Here is a 12,780-nt window from a genome sequence, read left to right on the forward strand (position 1 = left end):
CGGCGCGATCCGGCCGGCAACCGGAGCCAACTCATCGGGTCCAGGGCCCGCAGGGTCCTGGCGGATAAGGGGGTCCGGGGGAAAAGGCGGAGCCTTGTCCCCCGGGGACGGAGCAACGTCGGAGATGGGCTCCGACCACCAGACTTGACGCCACGGGCACGGTCGGGAGCATGGCTCCGATGCCAGGAGGGAGACGACCCATCGCCACCCCCATTGCCCGCCGCCATCTGGCCGGGCTGGCCCTGTCGGGCCTGATCGCCGCGCCGGCCATCCGGGGCGCCAGGGCGGAGCGGCCCCGGGACCTCTATGCCGGTCCCCTGCCGCCGCCGCAGCCCATGCAGGGACGCGTCACCGCGCTGCGGGTGGCGGATTTCCATCGCGGGCACGGCATCAACGTGCATCTGCAGAACAGCCGCGACTACGAGGATTTCGGGGGGCGCGTCCGCCCGGCCCTGGCGGAGCTGGGGGTCGGGCGCATCCGCGCCTCCCTGCCCGACCGTCCGGCACCCATCGGCTGGGTGAACACGCTGCACGAGCGGCACGGCATCACCCTGCTGAGCCATGCCGGGGCGAACGACTTTCCCGCCGCGACCTGCATCGCCATCGCGCGCAAGCTGGTGCCGGGCGCCGTGGACGGATTCGAGGGCTCCAACGAGATCGACGGCTGGTACCAGGGCTTCATGCGCCGCCAGAACCGCGACGGCGATGCCGAGGCGGTGCGCTGGCAGCGGGAGCTGCGGGCGGCGCGGGATGCCGATCCGCGCTTCGCCGGCCTGCCGATCGGGGCGCCGACGGTGATCGACTTCCGCCAGTCCTGGCGCATCGCGGGCTCGATCCCCTTCAACGACCGCGGCACCTTCCACCCCTATCCCGGCGGGCGGCCGCCCTGGCTGCGGGGACAGGGCGCGCCCCTGGCGCGGGGGGGCGAGACGCTGCGCTATGGCAGCCTGCGCTACGGCGCCACCTATGCCGCCAACCCGCTGGCGCCGGGCAGGCCCTTCTGGGCGACGGAGCTCGGCTACAACACCGACCCGACCGGGCTGGACGAGGGCAACCACCCCTGCCCCGAGGACATCGCCGCCCTCTACATGACCGGCTACGGCGCCTACTGCCTGAAGAACGGGCTGGAGCGCTGGTACTTCTACGAGCTGCTGGACGAGCCGCTGTCGCGCGGGCGCTCCAACGAGGCGTATTTCGGCCTGGTGCGCGGCGATGGCAGCCGCAAGCCCGGATTCCACGCCCTGCGCAACACCCTGGCGCTGCTGCGCGACGACGGCCGGGAGGCGTCGGGCTTCACGCCCGCCACGCTCGACCTCGCCCTGTCCGGCGACCTGTCCAACCCCTGGGCGGAGGAGGTCACGGATGGCGTGGTGACCTGCCTGCTGCAGGATTCCGCCGGAACCTTCTTCTACGGGATGCAGCTCGGCGCGCCGCTCTACGACGTGGTGGCCAAGCGCCGGCTGGAGGCGCCCCGGCCCCGCCGGATCACCGTCTCCGTCGCCGGTGGGATGGAGGCGGTGGCGCTGGGGGATGCGCTGCGGGACGGCTCCTGGCGGGAGGACGGGGTCACGCTCTCGGACGGCGCGCGGGGGCGGCAGGCGGCGCTGGAGGTCGGGCCGGGCATGCGCTGGCTCCGCTTCCGGCGGGCGGGATAGCGGCCGGGGAAAGGCGGCCCTCGCTGCATTTCGCTTGTCCTGCCGGTAAAAGGTTGGATATCCTACCAATAAGGCCCCGGACCCGTGGGCCCGGCAGGCAGGCCACCAGAGCCCGCCGCCCAGGGAAAGGAGCGACCTTCATGGCCCCGCTGCGAGCCTCGCGGCCCGGTGCGCCCATGCCTGCGGCGGAGGAGGCCGCCACCTCCGGGGATTCGCCGCCCGCTCCCCCGTCCCCTGGCCGCCCGGATAGCGAGACCGGCCTGGGCGGGCTGGAGAACATGCTGGGCTTCAACCTGCGCCTGGCGCAGGAGGCCTCCTTCGCCGCCTTCGCGCGTCGCACCGGGCAGAGCGACCTGCGGCCCGGCCGCTTCGCGATCCTGCGCATCATCGCGGCGAATTCCGGCCTGTCGCAGACGGCGCTGAGCGCCGCGGCGGGGCGCGACAAGTCCACCCTGACCCCCGCCCTGGCCGACCTGGAGAAGCGCGGCCTGATCCAGCGCCGCCGCGCGCCGCAGGACCGGCGCAGCTACGCCCTTTTCGTCACGGCGGAGGGGGAGGCCGTGCTGCGGGAGCTTTCCGGCCATGCGGCGGCGCATGACGCGGCGCTCGATGCTCTGGTCGGGCCGAAGCAGCGGGAAGTGTTCCTGGCCATCCTGCGGCGCATCGCCGCCGGGATCGGCTGAGGCCGGCAGACCAGAAAAGAACACGAGGAGGAAACGCCACCCCATGTCTGTCCATTCCGGCGCCACGACCACCGTGCGGCAGGCGGTGCTCGACCTGCTGCGCGACCTCGGCATGACCACGGTCTTCGGCAATCCCGGCTCCACCGAGCTCGGCCTGCTCGACCGCTGGCCGGCGGATTTCCGCTATGTCCTGGGCTTGCAGGAAGCGAGCGTGGTCGGCATGGCCGACGGCCATGCCCGGGCCACGGGGCGGGCCGCCTTCGTCAACCTGCATTCCGCCGCCGGGGTGGGCCATGCGCTGGGCAACCTCTTCACCGCCTGGCGCAACCAGACGCCGCTGGTGGTGACGGCGGGGCAGCAGGCGCGCTCGCTGCTGCCGAACCTGCCCTTCCTCGGCGCCACGGACGCGGCGCAGTTCCCCCGGCCTTATGTGAAGTTCAGCATCGAACCGGCCCGGGCGGCGGATGTGCCGGCGGCCATCGCCCAGGCGCACCGCATCGCCATGCAGCGCCCCTTCGGCCCCTGCTTCGTCTCCATCCCGGCCGATGACTGGTCGGCCACCTGCCAGCCGGTGCAGCCGCGCCGCCTGTCAGCGGAGATGGCGCCCGATCCCGCCGCCATCGCGGCGGCCGCGCGGGCTATCGCGGCGGCGCGCCGGCCGCTGATCGTGGCCGGGTCGGAGGTGGATGCCGAGGGCGCGGGCGAGGCGCTGGTCGCCCTGGCCGAGCGTCTCGGCGCGCCGGTGATGACCGCGCCCTTCGCCTCGCGCATCGCCTTCCCGGAGGAGCATCCGCTCTTCGACGGCTTCCTGCCCGCGGCGCCCCAGGCGGTCTCCGACCGGCTGATGGCGCATGACCTCGTGCTGGTGGTGGGGGCACCGGTCTTCACCTTCCACATCGAGGGCGACGCGCCCTTCTTCCACAGCGGCATCCCCCTCTTCCAACTCACCATGGATGGGGAGGCCGCCGCCTCCGCCCCCGCCGGCACAGCCATCCTGGGCAGCCTGCGCCTGGGCCTGCCGGCGCTGGCCGCCGCCCTGCCGGTGGCGGAACGCGCCTCGCCCCTCCCGCGCCCCCGCCCCGCGCCGCCCCTGCCCGCCGAGCCGATCCCCGCCGGCTGGCTGCTGCACCGCCTCCAGGCCGCCATGCCGGAGGATGCGGTGCTGGTGGAGGAAGCGCCCTCGCACCGCCCCGCCATCCAGGCGCAGATGCCGCGGAACCGCTGGGGCAGCTTCTTCACCATGGCCAGCGGCGGGCTCGGCTATTCCCTGCCGGCGGCGGTCGGCATCGCGCTGGCGAAGCCGGGGCAGCGCGTGGTCTGCCTGATCGGCGACGGCTCGGCGATGTATTCCTTCCAGGCGCTCTGGACCGCCGTGCAGCACCGGCTGCCGATCGCCGTGGTGGTGATCAACAACGGCGGCTACGGCGCCATGCGCTCCTTCAGCCAGGTAATGCAGGTGCGCGACGTGCCGGGCATCGACCTGCCGGGCATCGGCTTCGTCGACCTGGCGCGCGGGCTGGGCTGCCCCGGGCAGCGCGTGACGCATCCCGCCGCGCTGGACGAGGCGCTGCGCGCCGCCTGCCATGCCGAGGGGCCGATGCTGGTGGAGGTCGCGGTCGATCCGGCGATCCCCACCCTCTACCACAAGTCCTGACCGGGGAACGGCCCGCCGGAAACCAGACCGCCCGCCGGAAGAAGCGGGGCGGCGCTTCACGAGGAGGAAATCCATGTCCGGGATTGTCACCCGCCGGGGGCTCGCCCTCGGCAGCCTCGCCCTGCCCTTGCTTGGCACGGCCCGCGCCCAGGATACGGCCAACGCCCCTTGGCCCACCAGGCCGGTGCGCGTCATCGTGCCCTTCCCGCCCGGCGGGCTGGTGGACACGCTGGCGCGCGCCGTGACGCAGCGGATGACGGCGCAGCTCGGCCAACCGGTGGTGGTGGAGAACCGTGCCGGCGCGGGCGGCAATATCGGCGCCGACGTGGTGGCGAAGTCGCCGCCCGACGGCCACACGCTGCTGGCCAGCGCGCTCGGGCCGCTCGCCGTCAACCAGTACATCTACCGCAGCATGCCCTATGACACGCAGACCGCCTTCGCGCCGATCGTGCTGCTGGCCCATACGCCCAAGGTCCTCTGCGTCGCCAACGTGCGCCCCTGGCACAGCGTGGGCGAGGTGATCGCGGCGGCGAAGGCGGCGCCGGGCCGGCTCACCGCCGGCTCCGCCGGCGCGGGCAGCAGCCTCCACCTGGCGCTGGAGCTGTTCAGGCAGCGCACCGGCGTGGACATCCAGCACATCCCCTACCGCGGCGCGGCCCCAGCGGTGACGGATCTCGTCGCCGGGAACATCGACATGGTCATCGACAACGTGCCGAACATCCTGGGCCAGATCCGCGGCCATGGCGTGCGCCCGCTGGCGGCGGCCAGCCCGCAGCGCCTGCCGCAGCTGCCGGACGTCCCCACCATGCGCGAACAGGGCGTGGACTTCGTCTTCGGCACCGCCTTCGGCATGGCGGCGCCGGCGGGCACGCCGCCCGCCATCACCGAACGCGTGGCGGCCCTGGTCACGGCGGCGCTGCACGACCCGGAGATCGGCGGACGCTTCGTGGAACAGGGAGCGCAGATCGGCGGCGGCACCCCCGCACAGTTCGCCGCCGTGGTGGAACAGGAACGCAGCACGCTGGAGCCGGTGATCCGCGCCGCCGGCATCCGCGCGGAGTAGAAGCGCCAGCGCTCCGGCGGACCGACGGTGCCACCAGCGCAGGCATCGTGCTGTTTTCTTTTCGGGCGCCCCGCTGCTCCACCTGTTCTCAGGGATCAACTTCTCAGGGATCAACCCACGGGCTGACGGCCACCACAGGCGCCCACTCAAGCCCGGGGTCCGGGGACCGGCTTCGGTCCCCGGCGGAGAGGGGGCCGGGGCGAGAGGCAGCGCCTCTCCCCCGGGACCGCCACAGGCATGGCGCCAGCAGGCATCGCTGCGCCTCGCTGGGCAGTCCTGAGCACTTTCTCGCACAACTCCCGGCAAAGAAGCTCACTGAACAGGCAATGAGCCTGTCGCGAAGGCCTTCTCTTCGCAGTTGCACAGTAGAATTCCTGAAGTTCGCAGATTCCTGTTGAAGGCCCAGACGTATTGCGCAAGAATTTTGAACATAAAGTTCTTATTTGAACATCCACCCCAAACAGCGTGGACATCCGACGTGAACCCTTCGCACGACACCCTGGCCCGCCAGAGCCTTGCCCGACCGCTGACCGAGGCTGAGGTGGCGCTGGCGGCCGCGCTGGAACGGGCCTTCGCCGAAGGCATCCACGACTTCGCGGCCCTGGCGGACTGGCTGCAGCGGGACGGCGTGCCGGCGCCCTCGGGCGAGGCCTCGCCCTGGACGCTGGAGAAGCTCGGCGCCGAGCTGTCCGCCATCAACGCCTCGCTGGACGATGCCTATGCCCGCCGCGACGCCTGACGCCCCCGCGCTGGAATTCCGGCACGTCACGCGGCGCTTCGCCTCGGGCGGCGGCAGCTTCACCGCCGTGCAGGACGTCACCTTCGCCGTGCGGCCGGGCGAGTTCGTGTCGGTGATCGGCCCCTCGGGCTGCGGCAAGAGCACGATCCTGAACATGACCGCCGGCCTCGACCGGCCGAGCGAGGGCTCCGTCGCGGTCAGCGGCGTGCCGGTGACCGGGCCGAACGAGCATGTCGGCTTCATGCTGCAGAAGGACCTTCTGCTGCCCTGGCGCAGCATCCTGCGCAATGTCGAGTTCGGCCTGGAATCCCGCCCCGTTTCCCGTACCGAGCGGCGCGAGCGGGCGCTGCGCGAGCTGGCCCGGTGCAAGCTGGGGGATTTCGCGGACCGCTATCCGTACCAGCTTTCCGGCGGCATGCGGCAGCGCGCGGCGCTGGCGCGCACCCTGGCCATCGAGCCCGACATCGTGCTGCTGGACGAGCCCTTCTCCGCCCTCGACGCGCAGACCAAGCTGGTGCTGCAGGCGAGTTTCGCGCAGACCATCGCGGCCTCCGGCATCACCACCGTGCTGATCACGCACGACCTGGCGGAAGCAGTGGCCATGTCCGACCGCATCCTGGTGATGAGCGAGCGCCCGGGCCGCATCGTGGAGGAGATCGTGCTCGACCTGCCCTCCCGCGACGAGCCCGCCGCGCGCCGCGCCCATCCGCGCAGCGGCGAATACGCCGCCTATCTCTTCGACAAGCTGCATCTGGCCGACCAGGCCGCCTGAGACCCGCGAGAAGGCCACCGCCCATGCACCCCGTGACCCGCCGTACCATGCTCCGCACCGCCCCGCTGCTGGCCGGCCTGCTGGCCGCGCCCGCGGTGCGGGCCCAGGGGGGCAAAGGCCCGGAGAAGCTGACCTATCTCTTCCCGGCGCCCGACACGCTACCGGCCTTCGCGCCTTTCCAGATCGCGCGGCACAAGGGCTACTACCGCGAGGCCGGGCTGGAGCCGGTCTTCCAGACCGGGCGCGGCGGCGCCGACGTGGCGAAGCAGGTCGCGGTGGGCAATGCCGAACTCGGCGGCGGCATCGGCGACACGCCGCTTGTGGTGCGGCCCAACGGGCTGGCGGTGCGCGGCGTGGCGCTGCTGGGCAACCGGCCGCTGAGCCAGATCATCGTGCGGCAGGACAGCGGCATCACCGACATCCAGGGGCTGCGCGGCAAGAACATCGGCGTCATCGCCTTCCAGGACACGACCTACTACAACCTGCTCGCCGTGATGGCCTCGGCGGGGATGCGGCGCACCGACGCGAACATCCAGGCGCTGGGCCCGGCGGGCCTCGTGCAGCTGATGGGCTCGGGCGGCATCGTCGCCATGTCCGGCGTGCCGGAATGGGCGGTGACGGTGGAACGCGCCGGCGTGCCGGTGAACGTCATGGCCATCGACAGGATCTTCCCCGCCATGGCGCAGGCGATCCTGGCCTCCGACAGGATCATCGCCGAGCGCCCGGCCGTGGTGCGCGGCTTCGTGCAGGCGACGCTGCGGGCGGTGAAGGAGATAGCCGCCGATCCGGTCGCCGCCGCGCGCACCTATGTCGAGGCGGTGCCGAGCCAGGCCGAGAACCTCGCCGCGAACGAGGAGATCCTGCGGCGCTATGCCACGCTGATCTACGCGGTGAACGACAGGCCGGATTTCGGCAGCTTCGACCCGGCGCGCATCGCGGCGGTGGGCAGGTTCTACCTCGAGCACGGCATCGTGCAGAAGGCGGTGCCGGTCGAGGACACCTACACCAACGAATTCGTGGCGAAGTGACCATGTCGGCGACCGAACAGCTCGCGGTGTCCCCGGCCCTCGCCCCCTCCCCCACGCCAGTCGCGCCCCGCATCGTGCCGGCGGCGGATGCGCTGCGCTGGGCCGCCATGGGGGGCATCTTCGCCGCCTTCCTCGCCGCCTGGCAGTGGCTGCCCGCGATCCTGGCGATCCCGCCCTACATCCTGCCGCCGCTCTCCGACACGATGGCGGAGATGGCGCGGATGTGGGCGCAGGAGGATCTGCTCGCGAACTTCCTCTCCACCCTCAGCATGACCATCCTGGGCTTCCTGGTGGGCGGGTTCTGCGGCGCGGCGGGCGGCTACCTGCTCGGCATGTCGCGCTTCTGGGAACAGGCGCTCTCGCCCTTCCTGCTGGCCCTGCAGATCGCGCCGAAGGTGGCCTTCGCGCCGCTCTTCATCATGTGGTTCGGCTACACCGCCTGGCCGAAGCTGCTGGTCACCATCCTGGTCGTCTTCTTCCCGATCCTGGTGAACGTGCTGCAATCGATGAAGACGGTGGACCGGGACCTGATCAACCTCGCCCGCGCCTATTCCCTGAACCGCTTCCAGATCTTCCTCAAGATCGAGCTGCCGGCCTCGATGCCTTCGCTGATGGCGGGCCTGCGCATCGGCGCCACGCTGGCGGTGATCGGCGTCACGGTGGGCGAGCTGGTCGGCGGCAATACCGGCCTGGGCTACCTGATCTCCTATGGCGAGGGCCAGGCCAACGCGGCCATGGTGTTCAACGCCATCCTGCTGCTGACCGCGATCGGCATCGCGCTCTACGCCGCCGTCGCCGCGGTCGAGAAGCGCGTCCTCCACTACATCCCCCGCGCCCGTTCCTGACGCGCCGGAAGACGAGGGAATCCCCGACGATGAGCGAGGCCATCACCCTGAAGGAGCGCATCGAGGACCGCGTCAACAGCGGCATCCTCGGCCAGTGGTACGCGGTGGCGAAGTCCAGCCATGTCCGACCCGGCAAGCCGCATGGCGTGAAGGCGCTGGGCCGCAACCTCGTGCTGTGGCGCGACAAGGACGGCGCCATCCGCTGCATCGAGGACTACTGCCCGCATCGCGGCGCGCGCCTGTCCTATGGCGTGGTGCACGAGGGCAACATCGCCTGCGGCTATCACGGCGTGGTGCTGGATGGCGACGGGCGGATCCTGCGCGTGCCGGCCATGCCGAAATGCTCGCTGGAGGGCAAGAAGGCGCTCGCCAGCTATCCGGTGCGCGAGCTGGCGGACTGCGTCTTCGTCTACTTCGCCTCGGTGGAGAAGCCGGAGGCGCCCGAGCTACCGACCCCGCCGGAGCTGGCGGACCCGGAATGGACGGGCTTCCTCTGCTATTCCCACTGGGCCTGCAACTACCGCTACGCGCTCGACAACCTCGCCGACCCGATGCACGGCTGCTACCTGCACGCCAACAGCTTCACCCTGGCCTTCGGCGCGAAGCAGGACCACATGAAGCTGGAGCAGCGGGAGGACGGCTTCCTCGTTTCCCGTGTCGAGCAGGCCGGCGAGAATTTCGACTGGACGGACATGGTGGTGACGCCGGACGGCAGCTACTGCCGCCTCGACATCCCCTACCCCAAGGCGGCCGGGCCGGGCGGCGTGTTCCGCATCATCGGCTTCACCACCCCCGTGGACGACACGCACTGCATGGTCTTCTTCTGGCGGCTGCGGAAGGTGCAGGGCCTGGCGCGGGAGGTCTTCCGCTTCATGTACCGCACCACGCTGGAGCCGCGGCACTGGGCGGTGCTGGAGCAGGACCGCGTCATGCTGGAAGGCATGCCGGACGACGCCCGCAAGCGGGAGATGCTCTACCAGCACGATATCGGCGTGGCGCGCATCCGGCAGCTGCTGAACCGGCAGGCCAAGGCGCAGATCGCCGCCGAGGACGCGGCGCTGACGCGGGCGGCGGGCTGAGCGCATGTCAGACCTGATGCTCTCCGGCCGCACCATCCTCGTCACCGGCGCGGCGCGCGGGCTGGGCCTGGTTCTGGCCGAGGCGCTGCGCGGCTGCGGGGCGCGGCTGGTGCTGGCCGACCGCGATGCGGAGGCCGGCGCGGCGGCGGCGGAGAAGCTGGGCGCGCGCTTCGTGCCGGTGGACCTCGCCGAGCCGGACGCCATCCTCGCCATGGCGGCGGATGTCGCGGCGCAGGAGGGCGCGCTGGACGGTCTGGTGAACAACGCCGCCATCGCCACCGGCATCGGCGGCGTCACCTTCGAGGAGATCGGACAGGAAAGCTGGGACCGGGTGATGGCGGTGAACGTGCGCGGCACCTGGCTGGTGATCCGCGCCCTGGCGCCGCTGCTGCGGCGGGGGCGGGACGCGCGCATCGTCAATGTCGCTTCCGACACCGCGCTCTGGGGCGCGCCGCGCCTGCTGTCCTATACCGCCAGCAAGGGGGCAGTGATCTCCATGACCCGTTCCCTGGCCCGCGAGCTGGGGCCGGATGGCATCGGCATCGCCGCCGTGGCGCCCGGCATCCTGCGCACGGAATCCACCGAGTACGTGCCGCCGGCCCGCCACCGGCTCTACGAGGAAGGCCGTGCCGTGCCGGGGGTGCAGGAGGCCGCCGACATCGCCCCCACCGTGGCCTTCCTGCTGACACCGGGCGCATTGGCGCTCACCGGGCAGGTGCTGCCGGTGAACCGGGGCTTCGTCTTCACATGAAGCTGGAACGCATCCGCCTCGGCGGCATCGGCGCCCTGCGGCGCGGCGGGGAGGGCACGCCCTTCGTCCTGCTGCACGGGATCGGCAGCGCGCCGGAAAGCTTTCTGCCTCTGGTCGGGGCCCTGGGCGGGAACGCTCCGGTCCTGGCCTGGGACATGCCGGGCTATGGCGGCTCTGTGGACCTCGCGCCGGAATGGCCCGATGCCGGGGACTATGCCGCCGCCCTCGCCACGCTGCTGGACGAGGCCGGCATCGCCCGCTGCATCCTGCTGGGCCATTCGCTCGGCGTGGTGACGGCGGCGCGCTTCGCCCGCCTGCATCCGGAGCGCGTGGCGCTCTTCGCCGCCCTTTCCCCGGCACTCGGCTATGGCGTGCCCCGCGGCGGCACGCTGCCGCAGGGCATCCAGGCGCGGCTGGACGACCTGGACCGCCTGGGTCCCGAGGGCATGGCGGCGCTGCGGGTGGAACGGCTGGTCTTCGAGCCGGAGAAGCGCCCCGCCGTGCTGGACGCGGTGCGTGGCGCCATGGGCCGGGTCCGCCCGCCGGGCTATCGCCGCGCCAGCCTGCTCCTGGCCGGGGCCGACGTGCTTTCCGATGCCGCCGCGATCCGCGTGCCCTCGCTGGTGGCCGCGGGCATCGAGGATGTGGTGACGCCGCCTGCCAATGCGGAGAAGCTGGCCGCGGCCCTGGGCATCGAGGCCCGCCTCGTGCCCGGCGTGGGCCATGCCCTGCCGCAGGAGAAGCCGGAAACGGTGGCCGCCCTGCTGCGGGAGGCGCTGTCGTGAGCGAGAGCACCACCTATGCCGTGCCGCCGGTGGAGCGCGCGCTGAAGCTGCTGCGCCATATCGGCGCCGGCGACCCGGTGATCAATGTCAGCCGCAGCGCCGCCGCGCTCGGCATCAACCGCACCACGCTGATCCGCCTGCTGCACACGCTGGAGGCCGAGCGCTTCATCGAGCGGCGCCCCGACGGCGTGGGCTGGCGGCTTGGCCTCGGCGCCTTCACCGTGGCGGCGGAGGCGCTGGCGCAGCAGGATATCGTGCGCGTCAGCACCGAGGTGCTGCAGGCGCTGGTGAAGGAGATCGGCCTTTCCGCGCATCTCGCGGTGCTGGACGAGCTGTCCATCGTCTACCTGCTGCGCCTGACGCCGGACATGCCGCTGGTCAGCAATGTCCGCGTCGGCAGCCGCCTGCCGGCCCATGCCACGAACATGGGCCGCGCCATCCTGGCGCAGCTTCCCGAGGCGAGGGTGCGGGTGCTCTTTGCCGGCGCGGCGCTGGAGAAGGTGACGGCCCAGACCCCCACCACGGTGGACGCGCTGCTGACCCAGCTCGCCCAGGACCGCGAGGCCGGGCTGGCCTGGAGCGCCGGCTATTTCGAGACCGGCGTCAGCTCCGTCGCGGCACCGGTCTTCGATTCCACCGGCCACTGCGCCGGGGCGATCAACGTCACCGGCCATGCCGACTGGTTCGGCAACGACCAGGGACGGCGCGAGGCGATCGGCCGCGCGCTGGCCCGGGCCGCCGCCGACATCTCCTCGCGGCTCGGCTTCAACAACAAGGACAGGAACGCACCATGGTCGGCGTCGATTTCCTCCGCGGCATAGTGATGCGCGCCCCCGGGATCACCGCGACCCGGGAGTTCTACGAGAAGAACTGGGGTCTCACCGTCTCGGCGGAGGCGGACGGCACCGTCTATCTCCGCGGCACCGGGCCGGAGCCCTTCATCTATGGGCTGCGCGACGACAATGTCTTCGGCGTGGACTACGTGCATTTCGGCATGGGCGACCGCGCCGGGCTGGAGGCGCTGCACCGCTCGCTGCAGGAGAGGGGCGCGCGCGGCCTGACGGCGATCGTGCCGCTGGCGACGCCCGGCGGCGGCCTGGGCTTCGAGCTGCTGGACCCGGATGGCCGCCGCCTGCGCATCAGCGCGGAGGTGGCGCGCAACCCGGACACCGAGGATGCCACCGGCAAGCCACGCAAGGCCTCGCATGTCGTGCTGAACACGCCGGACATGGAGCGCGCGCAGGAGTTCTTCGAGGCCCTGCTGGGCTTCAAGGTCTCCGACTACTCGGCCAACCAGATGGTCTTCCTGCGCTGCGCCAGCGACCACCATTCCATCGCGCTGAACCGCGCCCCCTATGCCAGCGTGAACCATGTCGCCTTCGAGATGCCGAGCATCGACAGCTTCATGCGCGGCATCGGGCGCATGCGCGTGGCGGGGCAGGCGGCGGCCTGGGGTCCGGGGCGGCACGGGCCGGGCAACAACCCCTTCGCCTATTTCGTCTCACCCTCCGGCTTCGTGATCGAGTTCACCTCCGAGGTGCAGCAGATCGACGAGGCGACGCACCAGCCGCAGGTCTGGCCGCGCGACCGCCCCGATGCGATGGACCAGTGGATGACCGCCGGCCCGCCGACGCCCGCCATGCGCGCGGTGATGCAGGGCCGCCCCGACCCGGGCTTCGCCGAGACGGCGCTGGCCGCGCCCGCCACCGCAGCCCCTGCCGTGGCC

At 71.9% G+C, this 12,780-nt stretch carries 13 protein-coding genes; all 13 read left to right on the top strand.

Features of this window, described 5'->3' with window-relative positions; all coding sequences use genetic code 11:
• Nucleotides 1-179 precede the first annotated feature (179 nt).
• Nucleotides 180-1,655, top strand: a complete 1,476-nt coding sequence (locus tag ROTAS13_RS10275; protein ID WP_058389386.1) for a hypothetical protein — start codon at nt 180-182, stop codon at nt 1,653-1,655.
• Nucleotides 1,656-1,795: 140 nt separating this feature from the next.
• Nucleotides 1,796-2,338 (top strand): MarR family winged helix-turn-helix transcriptional regulator, encoded by a 543-nt coding sequence (locus ROTAS13_RS10280; protein WP_058389385.1) that lies wholly within the window; start codon nt 1,796-1,798, stop codon nt 2,336-2,338.
• A 43-nt stretch (nt 2,339-2,381) separates the two neighbouring features.
• Nucleotides 2,382-3,992 carry a benzoylformate decarboxylase gene (mdlC, locus tag ROTAS13_RS10285; protein ID WP_075822270.1) on the top strand — a complete coding sequence of 537 codons (1,611 nt, stop codon included), beginning with the start codon at nt 2,382-2,384 and terminating at the stop codon, nt 3,990-3,992.
• 73 nt (nt 3,993-4,065) lie between these two features.
• Nucleotides 4,066-5,055: a tripartite tricarboxylate transporter substrate binding protein gene (locus ROTAS13_RS10290; RefSeq protein ID WP_019460469.1), complete on the top strand. Its 990-nt coding sequence runs from the start codon at nt 4,066-4,068 to the stop codon at nt 5,053-5,055.
• Nucleotides 5,056-5,533: 478 nt separating this feature from the next.
• Entirely contained in the window at nt 5,534-5,794 is a 261-nt protein-coding gene (locus tag ROTAS13_RS10295; RefSeq protein WP_075822271.1) for a recombinase-like helix-turn-helix domain-containing protein, read from the top strand.
• Entirely contained in the window at nt 5,775-6,566 is a 792-nt protein-coding gene (locus ROTAS13_RS10300) for an ABC transporter ATP-binding protein (RefSeq protein ID WP_019460471.1), read from the top strand. The genes ROTAS13_RS10295 and ROTAS13_RS10300 overlap by 20 nt, the downstream gene beginning before the upstream one ends.
• Nucleotides 6,567-6,589: 23 nt before the next feature.
• Entirely contained in the window at nt 6,590-7,594 is a 1,005-nt protein-coding gene (locus ROTAS13_RS10305) for an ABC transporter substrate-binding protein (RefSeq protein WP_019460472.1), read from the top strand.
• Between the two features lie 2 nt (nt 7,595-7,596).
• Complete coding sequence (locus ROTAS13_RS10310; RefSeq protein WP_202801181.1) at nt 7,597-8,439, top strand: ABC transporter permease; 843 nt, start codon at nt 7,597-7,599, stop codon at nt 8,437-8,439.
• A gap of 29 nt (nt 8,440-8,468) precedes the next feature.
• Entirely contained in the window at nt 8,469-9,518 is a 1,050-nt protein-coding gene (locus tag ROTAS13_RS10315; protein ID WP_075822272.1) for an aromatic ring-hydroxylating dioxygenase subunit alpha, read from the top strand.
• Between the two features lie 4 nt (nt 9,519-9,522).
• Nucleotides 9,523-10,269: an SDR family oxidoreductase gene (locus ROTAS13_RS10320; RefSeq protein WP_075822273.1), complete on the top strand. Its 747-nt coding sequence runs from the start codon at nt 9,523-9,525 to the stop codon at nt 10,267-10,269.
• Nucleotides 10,266-11,054, top strand: coding sequence for an alpha/beta fold hydrolase (locus tag ROTAS13_RS10325; RefSeq protein WP_075822274.1), 789 nt, complete (start codon nt 10,266-10,268; stop codon nt 11,052-11,054). Before ROTAS13_RS10320 ends, ROTAS13_RS10325 begins: the two co-directional genes overlap by 4 nt.
• Complete coding sequence (locus ROTAS13_RS10330) at nt 11,051-11,875, top strand: IclR family transcriptional regulator (RefSeq protein WP_075822275.1); 825 nt, start codon at nt 11,051-11,053, stop codon at nt 11,873-11,875. The genes ROTAS13_RS10325 and ROTAS13_RS10330 overlap by 4 nt, the downstream gene beginning before the upstream one ends.
• Nucleotides 11,845-12,780, top strand: a 936-nt coding sequence (locus ROTAS13_RS10335) for a VOC family protein (RefSeq protein ID WP_075822276.1), incomplete at its 3' end; no start/stop codon positions are given. The genes ROTAS13_RS10330 and ROTAS13_RS10335, both read left to right, overlap by 31 nt.

Source organism: Roseomonas sp. TAS13 (assembly GCF_001950415.1).
Classification (GTDB): Bacteria; Pseudomonadota; Alphaproteobacteria; order Acetobacterales; family Acetobacteraceae; genus Roseomonas; species Roseomonas mucosa.

Coding starts and splice junctions, on each gene's coding strand:
- ROTAS13_RS10275 (WP_058389386.1), top strand. CDS start 180: ATGCCAGGAGGGAGACGACCCATCGCCACCCCCATTGCCCGCCGCCAT.
- ROTAS13_RS10280 (WP_058389385.1), top strand. CDS start 1,796: ATGGCCCCGCTGCGAGCCTCGCGGCCCGGTGCGCCCATGCCTGCGGCG.
- mdlC (WP_075822270.1), top strand. CDS start 2,382: ATGTCTGTCCATTCCGGCGCCACGACCACCGTGCGGCAGGCGGTGCTC.
- ROTAS13_RS10290 (WP_019460469.1), top strand. CDS start 4,066: ATGTCCGGGATTGTCACCCGCCGGGGGCTCGCCCTCGGCAGCCTCGCC.
- ROTAS13_RS10300 (WP_019460471.1), top strand. CDS start 5,775: ATGCCCGCCGCGACGCCTGACGCCCCCGCGCTGGAATTCCGGCACGTC.
- ROTAS13_RS10305 (WP_019460472.1), top strand. CDS start 6,590: ATGCACCCCGTGACCCGCCGTACCATGCTCCGCACCGCCCCGCTGCTG.
- ROTAS13_RS10310 (WP_202801181.1), top strand. CDS start 7,597: ATGTCGGCGACCGAACAGCTCGCGGTGTCCCCGGCCCTCGCCCCCTCC.
- ROTAS13_RS10315 (WP_075822272.1), top strand. CDS start 8,469: ATGAGCGAGGCCATCACCCTGAAGGAGCGCATCGAGGACCGCGTCAAC.
- ROTAS13_RS10320 (WP_075822273.1), top strand. CDS start 9,523: ATGTCAGACCTGATGCTCTCCGGCCGCACCATCCTCGTCACCGGCGCG.
- ROTAS13_RS10325 (WP_075822274.1), top strand. CDS start 10,266: ATGAAGCTGGAACGCATCCGCCTCGGCGGCATCGGCGCCCTGCGGCGC.